Raw genomic sequence first — 18,582 nt, 5'->3', positions numbered from 1 at the left:
TTGCGGGGGAGACGGGGGGCGGGATGAAAAAGAACCGGTATTTCACCGCGCCGTTTTTCACGCATTATTTGCTGGAGAAAAGGATCAGGATCTATCCCGAAAAGTTCGCTCCCGCGATGGAGGACTTTTTGAAGCGCAATTCATTCGAATACAAAATCGAACCGCTCTTCCCGGCTGGTGCTCCAGTTGTTATCGAGGAAATCGCCAGGCGCGGCCGCTATTTCATGGCGGGTGAAATCTCGGACATAATTGGCCTGAAGGACAAGATTTACAGCCTTTACGCGCCGGGCGTGAACCTGAAGGAAGGAACGGCTGTTGTTTCAATCGCGGAATGGACGCTGTCCGAGTACTTTGCGGGAACGTGGGCCAGGCTTGTTTTTCGCCGGGGCGCGTGGCGCGTGGAAAGCATCGGGATTTGAATTCGCGCCGGTCTGGAGACCGTCGCTATATGGAAGGATGTATCCGGGCGGAGCGCCCGGCCTACGGAGTCCGCGTGATTCCGCGGCCGATACAAAGGCCCGCTGCGCGGGCCAGTCCAAATATGGGAGTGCGGAATTTCAATTCCGCCTTAATTCCGGCGATTCATCGCTGGGGAGATAAGGTATCCCGGGGGGCCGCCGGGCCTCCTTCCAAAGCGCCAATAAATTGGCGCACTCCATATAACTGGCGCACGCAGTGCGCCCCTACAACCATATATGTATAATCCCGGACGGTCGTACTTTTCCGGAGGAACGAGATGGAAGCCAGGCCTGAAGGAATCAAGGTCCCGATGAAGGTGGAGTACGCCGCCGGGTGGATTTCGTGGGTGGCGGCGACGACCGGCTGCCTGCGCGCGCTGGGCGCCTCCTGCGATCCGGCGGACGTCGCGGGGTACAGCGGGTACGCGTTCCACCTGTGCGCGCACGAAACGCTTTGCCCTTCCGGGCCGACGATCCTGGACTGGGAATCGCTGGGCTGGGGCGCGAGGTTCCTGGGGCGAAGCACGCTGGCGTATCACAGCGGGCAGTGCCACACGGGGGATTTCATAAGCGACATGACGCGCGGTCATTGCAGGACGGCGTTCGAGCTGGCGCGGGCGGAGGTGGAGGCGGGCAGGCCGTGCGTGCTGTGGGGCGCGTACATCCCCGAATTCTGCATCGTGACTGGAATCGAGGGCGAAAGCTATATTGTCGAGAGCTTCAAAAGCTGCATGGGGCAGGAGCAGCCGCCGATCAAATTCGACGAACTGGACGCGCCGGGGGGGGCATACGTGCTGGCGTTCCCCGACGAGGTTAAGCTGAAGCAATCCGACGGAGACAAGCATGCCGTGTTCCGCGCGCTGGAGCTGTGGAGAAGGCCGAGGGGGAAATACGCGTTCGGAAGGGATGCGTACGATCTGTGGATGGAATCGCTCAATGCGAAGCGGGCGGACGGCGGAGGGAACGCGTACAACGCGGCGTGCTATGCGGAGGGCAGGCGGTTCGCGGCGGCGTTTCTGGCAAGGGCGGCGGAGCGGAATCCGGGCGTCGGCGGGGAGCTGAACGGCGCCGCGGGCGAGTATGCGAAGGCCGCGGAAGCGATGGCGAAGGTCGCGAAGCTGTTCCCGTTCCCCGGAAGCTGGGGGACGCCGGTGACGGACGAAAATGCTATTGGCGAAGCATGCGACGCGCTGGCAGTGGCGCGGGACGCTGAGTCGGCGGCGATGGATGTGCTGGAGAAGGTGGCTGCGATGGAATGGGGAGGGGGGTAATTATTCGAGTGTTAATCTAATCCTTCTCCGCCACGATAACCGTTCGCGGGCTGTCCAGTTCCCACGGGCTGCCGTCCAGGTCGCCCCAGAGCGCTGCAACAGATGCACCCGACGCCGCAACCATATCGCACAGTTCGCGCACGGAGTACGCGCGGACGGAATGCTCCCATTCCTCGATGCGGCCGTCCGGGAAGTGCGCGGTGTTCTTCCAGTAAATCCGGCCGGGGATCGGGTCGAACCGCCACTCTTTCCTGATTCTGACGCCGGCATCCGTCACTTCCTGTTGCTCGTTTCCGAACGAGCGGATCTCGTGCTCGCGGTTCCACTGGTCGATGACGATCCTTCCGCCCTGCTTCGTGACGCGCACGAGTTCGTCGAGCTGGCGTTGGTTCTCGGATTCGATGTCGAAGTATCCGAGCGAGAGGAACATGTTCAGCGAAAGGTCGAAAGTACCGTCGGGCCAGGGCAGGGCGCGCGCGTCCGCGACGCGGAAGTCCGCGGAAAGGCCGCGCTCCGAAGCAAGGCGGTTCGCTTCTTCGATTTGCAGCGGCGATAGATCCGCGCCTGAAACGGCGAAGCCGCGGGCTGCGAGTTCGAGAGCGTGGCGGCCGTATCCGCAGGGGCAGTCGAGAATCGAAAGCGGCGGGGAAATTTTGAACGCGGAAACGAGCGATTCGATTTCGCCCGCGGCGATTTCGATGTCCTCGGCCTGATAGACCTCGAGGTATACGGGCCGTTCGTACAGCGCTTTCCACCACTCGGTCATCCGGCACCGCCCGTTTTCGCGTGCTCGAGGCGCGGGGAATTACTCATTGCAGAGGAGCGCGCGGGCCTTCTCCACGACGTCGAACGGGTCTACTAGCTCCGCATTCGGCGGCAGGTCGGGGGCGATTTCGCGCGCCTTCTCGTGAAGCTCCTTCGGGCAGACGATGAAGACCGGGATGTTGAATACTTTCGTTCTGTAAAGAAGGTCGTTTATCGTCATATCCGCGTCGGGGGTGGGAATCAACTTGTGCAGATATCCGATAACAAGGTCGGGCTTGCGCTCACCGTGAAGGAGCTGGATGTTGAGTCCGTGCCCGTCCCAGCCGTTGGACAGCGGCAGCGCGTAGCAGCCCGCCACCGCGAGGGCGGTAAGCCAGTAGGAATCCGCCCCATCCAGATAACCGATTAATTTCGACATTCCAATCACTCCTGTCACCTGCCGCCAGCCGGACGGCAGGTTCAAGATAAGCCGCGCCGCAAGCGGGCGCAACCAATTGGGGCTAAACCACGCCTTGTGACAACATGGCGCTTGCGACCTTCAGGAAGCCTGCAATGTTGGCCCCGTCCACGTAATTGCCGGGCCTGCCGTATTCCTCCGCCGTGCGGACGACGTTCCGGTGAATGTTGGTCATTATTTCGAACAGCCTGGTTTCGACTTCCTGGCGCGGCCACATCATGTGCTCTGCGTTTTGCGCCATTTCAAGGCAGCTCACCGCGACGCCGCCGGCGTTGGCCGCCTTGCCTGGTGCGAAAAGGACTCCGTTTGACTGCAGATACCGGGTCGCTTCAAGCGTCGTGGGCATGTTCGCACCTTCGCAGACGAGAAAAACGCCGTTGGAGACGAGCGCTTTCGCGTCGTCCAGGCCGAGTTCGTTCTGCGTCGCGCAGGGAAATGCCAGCTGCGCGCCGGGAATATGCCAGACGTTTTTGCCGGGGTAATAATCGCACTTGAATTTTTCCGCATACTCCGACAGGAAGCCTCGGCGCTCGAAAACCAGCTTCTTGATCCATTCGAGCTTTTCTTGGTCGATTCCGTCCCTGTCGTGAATGGAGCCGCGGATGTCGCTCATCGCGATAACCTTGCCGTTGAGCTGGATGATCTTCTCTACGGTGTGCTGGGCCACGTTTCCCGCACCGGACACAAGACACGTTTTGCCGTCGATTCCGTCGCCTTTCAAGCGCAGCATTTCGCCGGCGAAATATACGACGCCGTAGCCCGTCGCTTCGGGCCGGATAAGGCTGCCGCCCCATTCCGGCCCTTTGCCGGTCAGGACGCCGTGAAACGCGCGTCCGACGCGCTTGTACTGACCGAAGAGGTAGCCGATTTCCCGCGTGCCGACGCCGAGATCGCCCGCGGGGACGTCAATGTCCGGGCCGATGTAGCGGACAAGCTCGGTCATAAATGATTGGCAAAAGCGCATAACCTCTCGATCGCTTTTGCCGATCGGGTCGAAGTCCGCGCCGCCTTTGCCGCCGCCGATGGGCATCGTCGTGAGCGAGTTCTTGAGCACCTGCTCGAACGCCAGGAACTTGAGGATCGACAGGTTGACGCTTTTGTCAAACCGCAGTCCGCCCTTATACGGGCCGATCGAGCTGTTCATCTGGACGCGGTAGCCGAGGTTGATCTGCACTTTTCCTTCGTCGTCGACCCAGGGCACCCTGAAAATGATGATCCGCTCCGGCTCTGTCATAGTTTCGAATATCCGCTCTTCGACGAACTTCGGGTGGCGGTCAAGTATAGGCAGGATCGAACCCGCGACCTCGCGCACGGCCTGGTGAAACTCCGGCTCGCCCGGATGTTTCGCCTCGATGGGCTGCATAAATTCTTCAACGGTTTTGGGCATTCACAATCTCCAAGCGAAACTGTCGAATTGGCACCGCCGGAGCATATCCCCGACATTAGCCGCATATGCGGCGTTCCAATCCGGCCAAGATTATATACGTTCTTACTTTCGCAAGTTGACCAGCGCCGGTTCCAAAGATACAATCCAGGACGGGTGCCGCTTTCCCCTGGCAGGAGCCGAACGAAGGCGGGTGGATATCCCCGATCCGCCAAATAGCGTTGAGATTTAGCTTTGATTACGGGCGAACGCGCGCTTTGCGGCTGAAAGGGGATCGAAAAACCATCTGCCAGGAGTTTGCAATGAAGGAAAACGTAATAATCATTGGTGCGGCGGGAAGGGACTTTCACAATTTCAACGTTTATTTCCGGAACAACGAGCGCTACAACGTTGTCGCGTTCACCGCGAGCCAAATCCCGTTCATAAACGACCGGCGCTATCCCGCGTCGCTTGCGGGGAAGCTCTATCCCGACGGGATTCAGATTACCGATTTCGAGAATCTGGAAAAGCTGATTGCCGAACACGGCGTCACGCTTTGCATTTTCAGCTACAGCGATGTCTCTTACGTTGAAATGATGGGGATCGGCAGCCGGGTGCTGGCTGCGGGTGCGAACTTCGCTGTGCTGTCGCAGGCGCAGACGCAACTTAAAGCTAACATTCCGGTAATAAGCGTCGTCGCGGTGCGCACCGGCTGCGGCAAATCCCAGACCACGCGGCGCGTCGCTGAAATCCTGAAGAACGCGGGGAAGAAAATCGCGGTCATCCGGCATCCCATGCCGTACGGAGACCTCGAAGCGCAGCGCGTTCAGCGGTTCGGGTCGGTCGAGGATCTGGCGAAGCACAAGTGCACGATAGAAGAGATGGAGGAGTACGAGCCGCACATCGCCGCGGGCAACACGGTATGGGCGGGCGTGGACTACGGCGACATCATCCGCGAGGTGGAAAAGGAAGCCGAGGTCGTACTGTGGGACGGCGGGAACAACGACTTCTCGTTTTTCAAGAGCGATTTGACCATCTGCGTAACCGATCCGCTGCGCGCAGGCAACGAGGTGTCGCACTATCCTGGCGAGGTGAACATGCGCATCGCGGATTTGGTTGTGATCAACAAAGTGGATTCCGCGACGCGTGAGCAAGTGGAAACGGTCAAAGCAAATATCGCGGCGCGCAATTCGAGGGCGAAAATCATCGAGGCCGAGAGTCCGGTCACGGTGGACGACCCCGCCGCGGTCGCGGGCAAGCGGGTGCTCGTCGTCGAGGACGGGCCGACGCTGACTCACGGGAATATGAGCATCGGCGCGGGGCACGTCGCGGCGCGGCATTTCGGAGCGGCGGAAATAGTGCGCCCGAAGATGTACGCGGTCGGAACGATGCGCGACGCGTACATCAAATGGCCGCAGCTTTCCGACGTCGTGCCCGCGCTTGGGTACAGCAAGACGCAGCTCGAGGAGCTGGAGGCGACGATAAACGCGGCGCCGTGCGACGCGGTGCTTATCGGCACGCCGATAGATTTGTCGCGCGTGATCAATATCAAGCATCCGACGGTGCGCGTGCGCTATTCGCTTGCGGAGAAGGGCACGGCTGCGCTGGAGGCCGCGGTGCTGGGCGCGCTGGGGAAGGAAGGCGCCGGGGCGGGGTAGGGAATTTCCCCGGCCCAGCACCGGGTAGAGTTTCTATTTGTCAGCGAAGGTCGGCGGTGACGCGCTAAGAAATAAGAAAAAGCGGAATGCGTGAGAATGAAGCGCCGCGGAGCGGCACAGTTGCGCGAAAAGCTAATGGCGTTGTCCTACGTAGAGAGAGCCGTTTACTGGCGGAAGCGCTCCGAAGAGTTTCATGAATGGATTGTGAAGCTCAAGTCCGAGGCCGCGCGGGAAAAACGGCGAAGTAACGCCTTTCAATGCCAGGTTTAGAATATTCGGAACTGCACCACGTTCAGCGAATGCAATGAATTACGCGTCCCGGAACACTTCCTGCAGTGTCAAGAGGATCGCGCCGGTTGGATGCGCGTCGCGCGTAAGCGAAGCGTCGTTCGTAACCAAAACCATCGGCTTGCGCTCAAGCTGCGCTTCCTCCAGCAGCCTGATGATCTGACGGTCGCCGGCGGATTTGTCCGGGCTGGTGCGGCTGTTCGAAGCGAGTATTTTAAGTTCGTTTTCGATTTTCTCCTGCGTCGCGTATGCCGTGTCGAAAACGACGGAAATCGGGATGCCGAGCTGGCCCGCGAGATAATCGAGGTCGCAAACCAGCACGTCGCGGCATTCGTCGAGTGAGCGGAACGCGTTGGGTTGGTAGCGCTTTACAAGCTGGATAACGTTGAACGCGTCGAAAACGAGAGTGGGGGAAACGTTGCCCCTTTTCTTTAGCTGGCGGTTGGCCTTCAGCCGGTCGAGTTCGAACACTTCCTTGAGCTTTGCCGGATTGCGGTCGACCTGCGGGCGCGGCGCCGCGGGCTCCGGAGCTGGCGCCTCTTTCTTTGGTTTCTGCGGCGATTCTTCCCCTTTGCCGTATGATGCGGCAAGCTCGTATAGTTCGGGCGAATTGGACTTCAATTTGTCCGCGAGCTCGGTCAAGCGTGAGATTTCCTTTTGAAGGGCATCATGGACCTCACGAGATTTCTCCATGCGGCTTTCAAGCTCTCCCAAGGATTCATTCTCGTGCGGGTCGATCTCTTCCCCAATTTCCTGCGCGATTTCAGCGAGAACATCGATGTACGCGCCGCGAACCTCGGTTTTCTTCTTGGCTGCGATGTATTCCGCGCTGACGTTTTCGAAATCCTCTTTGATGCGTCCGAATTCGGCTTGGGCCGCGGCGAGCTTTCCAATCAGCTTGGCTGCGACGGCAATGTCTTTTTCAGGAAAGGTATGTTCCATCACGCACCCCTTGAGAAGGTCTCGGAACAATTGTATCAGATTACGAAGGCGGGGGCGAGGGGATGGCGTCCAGCTCCCGTCCGGCCGCAAGCGGGACGAATCCTTCGGCACGAGCAAGCGGGAAATACGCGTTAAGAAGCGTTGGATTCGACAGGTATTCCACGGACAGGATTCTCTCGCCTGCCTGCCTTAGCGCGCGCAGGTCTGCCAGGATGTCATTTTGGACGTTAAGCGGGTTGTCCATGTCCAGCTCTCCGAAAAAGAAAACGTCCTCCACGCCGATTCCGTCAATCGCTTCCAAGTATTCGTCACGATATCGCGTCTCAAGCTCCGCGTAAAGATGCGTCGCATTTTGGGGCACGACCAGGAACGAATTGCCCCGAAGTTGCCTGCCGCGCTGGGCAATCCGCGCAACGAGCTGCGCCATCAGGAACGCAGCGTCGTCGCGTTCGTATGCGTCTCCGTCCGGCCCCCAGTATTCGTAGGCGTCAACTATGTCAAGGTACACGCCGTCGAATCCCGCAACCGCTATCCGATCCAGGTATCCTTCGCCGCCGCCGTCACCCATAAGAAGCGCCTGCCAGTCGCCGTCCCAATAGCGCACCTTGTAATTGCCGGGCCAATCAGGATTTGTCGGACCCAGCCAATCTGGTGCGGAAAGCCGCGGCATCCCGTCTTCGTCCACCCACGCGGGATCGAAGTACCAGCGGTAGTCTTCTGCTTCGCCGATGCTTAAATAAGCAAGTACGATCCTGTTTGCCTTGCCTGACTTTAGCGTCGCAATATCGTCCGCGGAGAACGCTCCATCGTCGCCGCCGTCCGCGCTGTAGTCAATCACAAGCAGGTCGAACGAGGTTGCCGCAAGCGCTTCAAGAGTCGCGTCCTCGCCGAACTGCAAAACGTATCCCCAGGATTGAACCGCGTCCATCCTTTCCTTTCGCAAATCCGCGGGGCCGGGTTGGGGAGGAGGATTTATCGGCGGCCAGTCGTCCGGCGGCTTTCCTCCGCCACCTCCGCACGAAATCAGCACAAACAACGCCGCGGCGAACGAGGCCGCAAGGCCTGGGATTTCAACGAGCGACTTTTTCAATGAGTTTCTCACTGGATTACTCCTCGTTCAAGTATTCCGCCTCTGCGAGGGAAAGATTGCCCCCCGCCTCGAGCACTTCCAACAGCTCACGTGCTTCTTCAAGCCTGTCTTCCGGAACCAAAATTCTGGGTCGCATTAGTTCCGAAACGGGCATAGCGCCGACTATCCAGGAAGTGTTGTTGGTGACGAAACAAGTAATTTCGTTCGCGCCCAGCCAGCCAGCCCTTATTTCCGCTTCAACCAGGCTTTCGGGTGATTCGAGCACTGTCAGCCGGACGGCGCGGTCGGGAGCCGGGCCGAACAGGACAAGCCTCGGATTTTCGATGCCGTAATCCCGGCCGCGCGGCTTGGAAAAATCTTCCGATGACAGGATGTATTCGGTCAACAAAGCCATTTTACCCTCTTTTGATATAATCGCCCACCTTCATTTCCCGGAGCGGCCAATGATGTCTCGAAGGCGGATGGAACCGTGCGTCCGGCTCGCCCTTTGCGTTTTATCTGTGCTTTTATTTTCGGCTCTCGGTATCGAGTTTGTCACCGAGGCGGGGCAGATTCGCGCTTTGATGGGTGGAAATCCTGCATTCGCGCAGGAAGGCGAAGAAGGGGAATCCGCGCCTCCGGAGCAAGAGCAGGCGCAGCCCGAAGAACCGCCAGCGGAAAATGCGCAGCCCGCCCAGGAAATCCCGGCGGAGGAAACCGCGGCAGAAGAGCCGGTCGCGGCCGTGTTGGAGGAAGCCGAGGTCGCAAAGATTCCGCCACCGCCGCTTGCGTTCACGCATCCGTCCAGGCGCGGCATTCCGGAGGCTTTTCTACTGCCTGAAAAATGGCTTTCGTTCTCCTATTTGCGCCGCTCGTTCGAGGAGGACAGCATCGCCAGCCAGGGAAGCATCGAGTCGTCCGGATTCAAACTTGACTACGGACTGACCGACAAGGTACAGGTCAGCCTTCGCCTGTGGCAGAACGACACAAACAACGGAAGGGCGATAGTTGTGCCGTTCTGGGACGACACCATCACCGCGGATCTTTGGGAGACCGACGTAAGAATAAACCTGTCGGGTTCGCCGCGGCCGGAGCCGGGCCCGATCCCCGCGGACAAGCTTCCGAACGCGTTCACCGTCGGAGTGAGCCACCAAGATTCAACGCTGTCGCGTGAGGACAACGACGACGACCTGCGGATGCTTACGGGCTATCTGTCTTATTCCGCATATTTGAATCCGCAGCTCGCGACTCACACATATTTTTCCACCGGCCGTTTCACCGGCGATCTGTTATCCGGTACGATGAACACGCTCGGGGCCGGACTCGATTACGACATCCTGCCCGAAAGAGATAAGCTTAGGATGTACCTCGACGGCTCTCTAGACATCTACAACTTCCGACAAACGAGTTTTTCAGCTACGCGCGTGACGCATGTAAACGTTGGTCTATGCTACATGGTGACGCCCTGGCTGGAGGTAACCGCGGGCTACGGCTTGCACAGCGACAGCGACAGCGACTTGTCCGCGACCGAGTACCAGCTGGGCTTGTCCTTTGTCGGCAACCTGTTCGGCGGTTCTAAGTCGAAAGATTCCGGCGCAGAATCAAAAGGCTAGGCTCGATTCCGCTTTACCTTGCTTTAGCCGGGCCATCAGAATTGACTTGATTTTCTTGTTCCGCATGTAAATGCTTTGATGGTCATTGAATTTTACTGGAAGTGTTGAAATGACTTTTTTCCGATCAATTGTCGCTTCATTTGTTATCGCGTTTATTGCGGCTGTTCCGTTTAACGCGGGTGCAGTTGAAGTTCTTGGGGCGCGACTTCCCCAGGTGTCGCCCGACGGAACAAAGGTTTTATTCAGCTACAACGGCGACCTGTGGACAGTCCCGACAACGGGGGGGGAGGCGAAGCGGCTGACCGACAACACGGCGTACGAGCGGAACGGAGTCTGGTCGCCGGACGGCACCAAAATCGCGTTTTGCAGCAACCGCCGCGGCAATTACGACGTGTACACGATGCCCGCCGCCGGCGGCGCTCCGGTGCGATTGACCTACCACGACGCCAACGATTACGTCAGCGGATGGAGCAAAGGCGGAAAGGTGCTTTTTTACAGCTTCCGCAACTGGCGTGGATTCCAGTTGTTGGAGGTGCCCGACCACGGGGGACTCGCCGCGCCGTTGACCTTGGACGATATGGACACAAGCTATTCTTGCTATACGGAAGAAGGCGATGTGGTTTACGCGCGGGGGACAGCGGAGTGGTACAGGAAAGGCTACAAGGGAAGCGGCAATTACGAGCTTTGGTTGCTCGACAGAGAGTCGCTTAAATCGAAAAGGCTGACCAATTACGACGGAAACGACTATTATCCTGCGGTTGGCGGCGGATTCGTGTATTTCGCCAGCGACAGGGGCGGTGTTTTCGACATATACAGGATGCCGCTGGGAGGAGGAGACGCCGTTAAGGTGACGGATGTGGGAGAGGACGGGGCAACCTCGCCGTCGGTCAGCGCGGACGGGCGCATTCTTGTATACGAGAATGCAGGAAGACTTTACCGCCAGGATCCTGCCGGCGGCCCGGCGTCTGAAATTAGGATAACGATAAGCTCCGACGAAAAGGAGAATTTGCTTTTCAAGGACGTTTACCGCACTACCGACGAATTCAAGGTGTCGCCGAACGGCAAGTACGTCGCATTTGTCGCGCGCGGCGACATCTATGTCGTTTACACCGAAGACGCGTTCGCGCCCGGCACTAAGCCCGACAGGATTATCGAAAAATCGAGGCGAGTAACGTCGGATCCGGCGCGTGAGTGGCAGATCTGGTGGCATCCGAACAGCGACAAGCTGGTTTACGCGAGCGACCGGAACGGCGGCCAGCAGGACTTGTACATCGCAGATTTGCGCACCATGTCGGAAACGCGGCTGACCGACAGTCCGAAGGACGATTCGTGGCCGAAGTTCAGCCGAGACGGCAAATCGGTTGTTTATACGCGTGGCGTCGGCGAGATTGTTTGGCTCGAAATAGAATCCCACAAGAGCCGCGTCCTCGACGAAGGCGAAATTAGCTGGGGGCCGTACAGCGGATGGTACGAATTCAGCCCCGATGATAAATGGGTTGCATATTTGAAATTTCTGGACGGTTTCCAGGACGACCTGTTTCTGGTGAAAACCGACGGCTCGGAAAAGCCGGTTAACGTTACCAGACATCCGGATTGGATAAACGAATTCACTTGGGTTCCCGACGGAAGCGGAATCGTTTTCACAAGCGAGCGCTCCGGGGAATCCGAGATTTACCTGCTGGAACTGAAAAAGAAGGAAAAGAAATTCACCGAAGGATTCATCCTGGATCCCGAGGAACCGGCCGGCAGTCAGCAGCCTGCTCCGAACGGAGAAGAAAGCGCGCAGGCCGGTGCGGATGGCGGCGGGGAGCAGGCGCAATCCGAATCTCCCACCGTGCCGGAGATTAAAATAGATTTCGACCGCATCTGGGAACGTGTAAGGCCCCTTGCGCAGGGATATTCATCCGCCGTATCTGCGCGTGTGAGTTTGGATTCGAAGTGGGTCTACTTTCTTGTCGCGAGCGGAACCGGCGTTGATCTGGTCGCGGCAAACATCGAGGAAGGCGATGTTATGCCCATGGGCGTCGGAGTGCCGATGGGCGACATGCAGTTTACCGCGAACGGCGACAAGATTTACTTCCTCGATCCGGGCGGATCCATCGGATGGGTTGGGGTGATGGGGCCGCAGGTAACCGGCATGGGCGGCGTGCCATTCGTTGCTGAGAAGAAGGTAGACCGGCGTGCGGAGCTGCGCCAGATGTACACGGAATGCTGGCGGCTATTGCGAGAGCAGTTTTACGATCCGAACTTGCACGGCGCACTGAAGAACTGGGATGCAATTTACAAAAAGTACCTGCCGCTGGTCGAGCAGGCAGCGACGCCGGAGGAATTCAACTACATCGTGTTCGATCTGCTGGGCGAGATCAAGGGAAGCCACCTGGGGATATACGGCTCGTCCAGTTTCGAGGGGATTCCGGAGTATTCGGGCATGGTGGGACTCGATTTCGATCCGAACTATTCGGGCGATGGATTGCGCGTCTCGCACGTGCTCCGGGACGGTCCGGCGGACCGCGACGAGAGCAAAATAATTGAAGGCGAAATCGTCCTTTCTGTAAACGGCAACAAAGTGGATTCGTCCCGCGATCCTTACGAATATTTCGAAGACACGCCCGGCGACCAGGTGGACTTGCTCGTCAGAAGCGCGGACGGCGAAGAGAGAACCGTGCACCTGATTCCGATGGAATCGTTCGGCTGGTATCAGCTTTCTTATCTCGAATGGGTGCACCAACGCGCGCAGATGGCGGAAAAACTGTCCGACGGCAAGGTCGGTTACTTGCACATCCAGGGGATGGACATGCCCAGCCTGGACAAATTCAAGGCCGATCTGTTCGGATTGAACAACGACAAGGATGCGGTCGTGATCGACGTCAGGTTCAACGGCGGCGGATACACGCACGACCAGGTGCTGTCCTACCTGATGTGGAAGACCTACGGATTCGCGAAGGTCAGGGGCGGGCAGTTTTATTCCCAGCCGGCGATGAGCTGGAAGAAACCGATGTGCGTGCTGATCAACGGGTCCTCGTATTCAGACGCGGAAATATTCCCGATGGCGTTCAAGTCGCTGGGGCTTGGCAAGCTGGTAGGCGTGCCAACCAACGGCAGCGTCATCGGAACGATCGAGTGGATGCTTGTGGACGGCACGGGATTCCGGCTTCCGCTGGAGGGCTGGTTCTATTCCGACAAGAAGAACATGGAAGTCAGCGGGACCGGCGGATTCGGCGGGGTGCAGCCGGATATCCTTGTCGAGAACAATCCCGACGACGTCCGCGCCGGGCAGGACCCGCAGCTTGAAGCCGCGGTCAGAGAACTGCTGAAGGAGATTCGCTGAGCAAGCGGCAAGCCGCGATTTCATTTGGTCTTATACCGCCGATTTCCAGATCGGCGTGCTGACTTAAACCTAATCAAAATATATACCGCCGATCTCCTGATCGGCGTGCTGAGTTAAATATAATCAAAATATATACCGCCGATCTCCTGATCGGCGTGCTGACTTAAGCCAAATAGGTCATATAATCAATCCGTGCCCGAAACCGAATTCCCAAGGCTTTCCAGAATCAAGAACGACGGAGGCGCATACTTCATCACGTCATCCGCAGGCAAGGATCGGAAGCTCACCGGGCTAGAGCGCGCGATCGCCCTCGACTCGATAAAGTTTTTCCGCGGGGAGCGGTTCGCCCTTTATGCGGCGGTTGTAATGCCCGACCATTTCCACATGCTTCTGCAGCCTTGCTTTCTGCCCGATTCGAACCGGCGCCACGACATCGGCAAAATCGTCGCGTCGATCAAGAAGTATTCGGCGCGCAAAATCAACGCCGCCGCGGGGCAGACCGGCAGCCTGTGGCTGGACAACTACTTCAGCCGGGTGATCGTAAGCGAAAAAGCGCTTGCGAGGGCGTGGCAATACATTCTGATGAATCCGGTTGAGGCGAAGCTGGCGAGAAGATGGGAGGAGTATCCGTACGTTTGGACGGCCGGGATGAAGTAGGGGAACATGATTGTATCCGGGGATACGCCGATCTGGAGATCGGCGGTATATATATTTGAGTGGTTTTTCTTTGCATTAGCCGGACAGCGGCGTTATAATGGTGTGACGGCATTAAAAGAGGATAAGCATGGCAACGGGAAAAGCATTTGGGAGCATTGCGGCCGGAGCGCTGTTGTTCGTTGCGCTCATGGGGTTGTGCGTTTCATGCCACGGCAAATCCCGCCTAGGCTCTCCGTCGGCGGGAAAATCGCCGGAAACGGAATCGGCATCCGCAGCCGGTAGGATAGACGAGCTTCGCTCGTCACTCCAAAGCGAATTCGCCCGCCTGGGAATAGACCCGGAGCGCAAGCCCGCATCCGCTCCCACCGGAAACGACAACGCGGTGTTCGACCTTTCCGCCTCCATTATTGATCCCGACGGCCCGGCGGGGCCGCTGCCGCCCGAAGGCGTGTCGCTTTCGTGGACGGAGCGGATGCTTGGCGATTACGACCAAAACGGCGAAGTAGGGATATCCGACATTACACCTATTGCACTCAATTGGCTTGCATCCGTTACTTACCGTCTACCGATTGAAGCCGCGGGATACGATTACTGGCCGATTGGCGATCCTGACGGCGCGGAAGCCGCGAACTGGCGCAAAGCGCGTATAGACGGCAATGCGGATGGAGAAGTGGGGATGCAGGACGTGACGCCTATCGCGCTGCACTGGATGGAGCGCCTCGACGGCTGGCGGATTTACCGCAAAGGGCCGGGAGAGGTTTCGTACTCCCTCGTCCCGAATCCTGACGATCTGGCTTCGCCGGTGACAATTCCGCGTTCCTCAGTACCCGGCAACGCATTGCCGGTCAGATACGCGTTCGAGGACGGCTCGGTCACAGACGGGATTGTGAGTTTCTATGTTGCTTCTTACGATGAAGCAACCAACCAGGATGGGCCTGCCTCACCCGCAGTGTCGGTAAACCCGGCGACAGGCGAAATCAACCAGTCGCCTATAGCCCGATTAAAAATAACACCTGACTACGGCGCAGCGCCATTCGATGTGACATTCGACGCGTCGCTTAGCAACGATCCGGATGGAACGATTGCCGAGCATAGGTTCGATTTTGACGGCGACGGACTACAGGATTATTCCACGCTTGATCCAGAACCGCCAGCGGAATCAAGTGCCGGGCTGGTGGAGGATATAGCAATTGGCGCATCTCCCGGCATTGTCACCGGGAAGTGCCGAACGGGTAATGAAAACTACTTCTATCCAAAGGTGACGGTAGTTGACGACAAGGCGGAGGAAAGCAGTATAAGAAATAGGCTAGGCGTGGCGGGATGGTTGGGGGATGCGTTTTATTCGTGGACAGGATCTGGCGCGCCTTTTGGTCCTATGTCACTTTCCCTTGATCCATCTTCAGGCGAAACGGTTGGAGCCGGGCCTGTTTGGAACAACAATTATCCGCCACTTGAACGTGGGGCGTGGCTCGTTTGGCGGCATGGATTTGGAGTATGGGAATTTGAAAAAGTGATTGGGGAAAACGATCCTCAATGGTCGTATGCCGAAGGCAAGGACTACGGCAGAGCTCAAAAGGTGGCTGTATTCTGGGATGAAAACTGCAAACCGCTAGTACTTATTGAGGCGAAAAGCCTGGGCGTGAGCAGGCTTCTATCTGCCCGAAAGGACGGTTTGGGACAATGGGAATTGAAACTTGTATTTGAAGGTTATTCAGAACCTCCTACAACACCTAGAGGTTCGAAATATAACTGGCATATTGAATATGGCCCAGGGCACTTCACAATCCTTGCCGCTGATCAGTATTCCGGGGATGGCGAAACTGCCAATTACAAGTACTATTTCCTTACATACGACAACGGCAATTGGACGGTTCTGGACGCAAACTGGGACACCAAGGAACAGGACGCTCGTTTGGGTGACCTAAGCGTTTTTCCCGATGGAGGCATTGGGGCACCGCTTGATTTGGGACACAGTCAAAATGGAGACCAAATGCAAGTTTGGATCGCCGTTTCGAATGGCTCCGGGGAGTGGACGAGAGAAAGGTGGGATTCAGGGCAATTTGAAGGCTTCGATAGCATTAGATATTTCAAATTGATATTTGGCCCCGATCAGACAGCTTGGGTGCCAATACAGACCTGGGATGGAATAATGGATGGGTATGGATTGCAGCTTCTCAGTGTTGGCTCGACCGGTTCAAATACCTATGATCTTACAAATCCGGATTACCCTGTGCAAAGCGTCATGTTGTATCCGATGAACGTCAATGAAACGCCCAGCCTCATGTACAGGGACGATAACTCCCCGTCCCAGACCACAGAACCAAAATCCTGGAATGTACGCATATGCACGTTTGAATCGGACTGGTTTCATATCGAGACCATATACGCTCCAAAAAGCGCCGATTGGGATTCAAACGGTGTAGTTTCGGATTATTGCGCATTCGGACCAAACAACTCTTACGTTTTGATTTCTGAAACAGGAGGTGATGCCGGGAATGGCAATCGACGGCTTAGATTGCTGTACAGGGTTGACCCGGCCCAAGGAAGCTAAATACGTTATTAAGCAAGGGCCGCCTTGTAGGGCAAGGCGGCCCCATTGTGTGAGTCGCGCTAAAGGAGGCACAACTCACGCTCGCCGCCCGGAATTAACTCCTTTCCTTTCCTCCCCCCGCTCGCACCCGCCATATTATTGAAATCCCGCCACGGCGGGAGGCTATAATTCCGCCGTGCCCGCCGGATGAAGCTCGCGGATTTGCTAATCCTGCGCGGCCGGGCAGAAGGCCGGATTCTCCAGCGCAAATTGGAGGCAATCGGAGCGGAATAGCAGCCAAAGGTATAATTTTCCGGTGGACAGGCTTTTCCTAAATCCCGCTTCGCTTTGGCTGCTGACGCTTTCCGCGGCGATTTTGTCTTTGTACCTGCTAAGGCTCAAGCGCAGGCGGGTTGAAGTAAGCTCCACGCTTTTATGGACGCAGGCGCTGGAGGAATTCCAGGCGAACGTTCCGTTCCAGTGGCTGAAGAAAAACCTGCTGCTGCTGTTGCAGCTTCTGCTGTTTCTATTGCTGGTGCTGGGATTGTCGCGTCCGTATTTCAAAGGAAAGGTATCCGCCGGCCGCAAAACCGTGATTATCGTGGACACGAGCTACTCGATGCTGGCGAGAGACGGCGGAAAAACAAGGCTGGACCGGGCGATGGAGCGTGCGCGAGAGCTGGCAGGCGGAATCGCCCGCGGCGACCAGGCGATGATCGTCGCGATGAACCACCGGCCCGAAGCCCTCACCGGATTCACGCCCGACAAGGCGGATTTGAACAAGGCTGTCGGTGGACTCAAAGACAGGTTGGGTGGGCGCGCCGATCTGGCCGCCGCGCTCAAAATCCTGGGGCCGATGCTTTCGTCGGGAGTCAGGATCGCGGTCGTTTCGGACGGCGGATTCGACGACGGCGGAGGGTACGAGCTTCCACCGCAGGTGTCGCTGGAGTATTTTCCGGTCGGGCGGCCTGTTTACAATGCGGGCATCTCGGCCATTTCGCTGTCAAAGGAAATCGGCGGAGACGGTTTCGAGCTGTTTGCGGCGATATCTTCCACCTTTCCGCAATCCGTCGAGCGCACTTTGAGGCTGACATCTGGGGACTACGTAATCGACCAGAGGACGGTACAGTTGCCCGCGGGCGGGCGCACCGAGCTTACGATCGCGCCGATTCCGGAAGCGGACGAGCCGCTTGAGCTCTCGCTCGTCGGCGGCGATGATTTCCCGCCTGACGACGAATGCACGATTGTGCAGCCGCCCAAAACGAGAATCGATGTGACGCTGGTTTCGAAACCGGACGTGATACTCGAAAGCGCGCTCGCGATCGATGCGGATATCGACGTTTCCAGGGTGGAATCGGGCGCGGCCGGAGGGGGGGTGTTTATCTGGAACGGCGTGCAGCCGCCGGACGGTTTTTCTTCCCCGTCGCTTGTTTTAAATCCCGGCGCGCCCGTTTTTGGAATCGTCCCGGGCGAAAAGGTGGAGCGTCCGCGAGTCGTGGATTGGGACGTGAACCATCCGGTCCTTCGATTTGTCAATCCAGCGAACCTTGTGTTCTCAAGCTCCCGCGCGGCAAGGACGGGTTCCGGCTCTTCCGTGATCGTGGAGGGAAGCGGCGGGCCGCTTGTCGTGGCGGGAGAAGCGGATTTCACCCGGTTCATCGCCACGCTTTTCGATCCTTCCGAAAGCGATTTCCCGTTTCGCCCGTCGTTTCCGATTTTCCTGCACAACAGCATCGTCTGGCTTTCGAAAACGGCGCAGGGCGCGGATCCGTACAACGCGTCGGTCGGAAAGCCGTGGAAATTCAAGGTTCCCGAGGATGCAAGCATTGCCGTGCTCAGGGATCCATCGGGAAGGGAATATTCGCTGGTTCCCAAGGGAGGGGAAATAGGAGGTGTCGAGCTCAACAAGCTTGGCATTTGGCGGCTGACCGTCGGAAGCGCGACCGAGTTGATAGCGGTCAACCTGGCGGACGATGAGGAAAGCAAGCTTGAATTCCGCGAGGCGTTCAGGGCTGGGGAAACAACGGTTGTAGGAGGCAAAAAGGCGCGCGCGAACCGGGAAATCTGGGGCTTCCTGATATTCTGCGCGCTTGTGCTTCTTTTGGGGGAATGGTACGTATTTCACCGGCGCGGCATCTAGGAACATCCAAAATCCATCGCGTGCGACAACCGGATTTCCAAGG

At 57.7% G+C, this 18,582-nt stretch carries 14 protein-coding genes; 8 read left to right on the top strand and 6 right to left on the bottom strand.

Annotated features, from left to right (window positions below; all coding sequences use genetic code 11):
- Nucleotides 1-23: 23 nt before the first annotated feature.
- On the top strand, nt 24-419 hold the full coding sequence (locus tag HRF49_11455; GenBank protein ID MEP0815263.1) for a hypothetical protein: 396 nt from the start codon (nt 24-26) through the stop codon (nt 417-419).
- 317 nt (nt 420-736) lie between these two features.
- Entirely contained in the window at nt 737-1,729 is a 993-nt protein-coding gene (locus HRF49_11450; protein ID MEP0815262.1) for a hypothetical protein, read from the top strand.
- A 16-nt stretch (nt 1,730-1,745) separates the two neighbouring features.
- On the opposite strand, the gene HRF49_11445 is transcribed toward HRF49_11450, so the two are convergent.
- The 3 genes from HRF49_11445 to gdhA all read right to left on the bottom strand — a co-directional run bounded on the left by HRF49_11445 (nt 1,746) and on the right by gdhA (nt 4,338).
- Nucleotides 1,746-2,495 carry a class I SAM-dependent methyltransferase gene (locus tag HRF49_11445; GenBank protein MEP0815261.1) on the bottom strand — a complete coding sequence of 250 codons (750 nt, stop codon included), beginning with the start codon at nt 2,493-2,495 and terminating at the stop codon, nt 1,746-1,748.
- A 39-nt stretch (nt 2,496-2,534) separates the two neighbouring features.
- On the bottom strand, nt 2,535-2,912 hold the full coding sequence (locus HRF49_11440; protein MEP0815260.1) for a hypothetical protein: 378 nt from the start codon (nt 2,910-2,912) through the stop codon (nt 2,535-2,537).
- A gap of 82 nt (nt 2,913-2,994) precedes the next feature.
- Nucleotides 2,995-4,338 (bottom strand): NADP-specific glutamate dehydrogenase, encoded by a 1,344-nt coding sequence (gene gdhA / locus HRF49_11435; GenBank protein MEP0815259.1) that lies wholly within the window; start codon nt 4,336-4,338, stop codon nt 2,995-2,997.
- 299 nt (nt 4,339-4,637) lie between these two features.
- Between gdhA and HRF49_11430 the strand changes: the two genes are divergently transcribed.
- Nucleotides 4,638-5,972 carry a GTPase gene (locus tag HRF49_11430; GenBank protein MEP0815258.1) on the top strand — a complete coding sequence of 445 codons (1,335 nt, stop codon included), beginning with the start codon at nt 4,638-4,640 and terminating at the stop codon, nt 5,970-5,972.
- 309 nt (nt 5,973-6,281) lie between these two features.
- On the opposite strand, the gene HRF49_11425 is transcribed toward HRF49_11430, so the two are convergent.
- Genes HRF49_11425 through HRF49_11415 form a run of 3 tightly spaced genes read right to left on the bottom strand, consistent with a single transcriptional unit; the run spans nt 6,282 to nt 8,686 of the window.
- Nucleotides 6,282-7,202 carry an NYN domain-containing protein gene (locus tag HRF49_11425; GenBank protein ID MEP0815257.1) on the bottom strand — a complete coding sequence of 307 codons (921 nt, stop codon included), beginning with the start codon at nt 7,200-7,202 and terminating at the stop codon, nt 6,282-6,284.
- A gap of 40 nt (nt 7,203-7,242) precedes the next feature.
- Complete coding sequence (locus HRF49_11420; protein MEP0815256.1) at nt 7,243-8,304, bottom strand: endo alpha-1,4 polygalactosaminidase; 1,062 nt, start codon at nt 8,302-8,304, stop codon at nt 7,243-7,245.
- Between the two features lie 4 nt (nt 8,305-8,308).
- Nucleotides 8,309-8,686, bottom strand: a complete 378-nt coding sequence (locus HRF49_11415; protein ID MEP0815255.1) for a DUF2007 domain-containing protein — start codon at nt 8,684-8,686, stop codon at nt 8,309-8,311.
- A 106-nt stretch (nt 8,687-8,792) separates the two neighbouring features.
- Between HRF49_11415 and HRF49_11410 the strand changes: the two genes are divergently transcribed.
- The 5 genes from HRF49_11410 to HRF49_11390 all read left to right on the top strand — a co-directional run bounded on the left by HRF49_11410 (nt 8,793) and on the right by HRF49_11390 (nt 18,539).
- A complete protein-coding gene (locus HRF49_11410) occupies nt 8,793-9,884 on the top strand; it encodes a hypothetical protein (GenBank protein MEP0815254.1) in 1,092 nt (363 codons plus the stop codon).
- A gap of 109 nt (nt 9,885-9,993) precedes the next feature.
- Nucleotides 9,994-13,212: a PD40 domain-containing protein gene (locus HRF49_11405; GenBank protein ID MEP0815253.1), complete on the top strand. Its 3,219-nt coding sequence runs from the start codon at nt 9,994-9,996 to the stop codon at nt 13,210-13,212.
- Nucleotides 13,213-13,404: 192 nt separating this feature from the next.
- Nucleotides 13,405-13,869 (top strand): transposase, encoded by a 465-nt coding sequence (locus tag HRF49_11400; GenBank protein ID MEP0815252.1) that lies wholly within the window; start codon nt 13,405-13,407, stop codon nt 13,867-13,869.
- A gap of 127 nt (nt 13,870-13,996) precedes the next feature.
- Entirely contained in the window at nt 13,997-16,420 is a 2,424-nt protein-coding gene (locus tag HRF49_11395; GenBank protein MEP0815251.1) for a hypothetical protein, read from the top strand.
- 295 nt (nt 16,421-16,715) lie between these two features.
- Nucleotides 16,716-18,539 carry a VWA domain-containing protein gene (locus HRF49_11390; GenBank protein ID MEP0815250.1) on the top strand — a complete coding sequence of 608 codons (1,824 nt, stop codon included), beginning with the start codon at nt 16,716-16,718 and terminating at the stop codon, nt 18,537-18,539.
- Nucleotides 18,540-18,582: the final 43 nt, after the last annotated feature.

The organism is bacterium (genome assembly GCA_039961635.1).
Taxonomy (GTDB): Bacteria; 4484-113; 4484-113; order JAGGVC01; family JAGGVC01; genus JABRWB01.
Note: the sequence above shows the minus strand (reverse complement) of the source record. Positions and strands in the feature narration are given on the sequence as shown.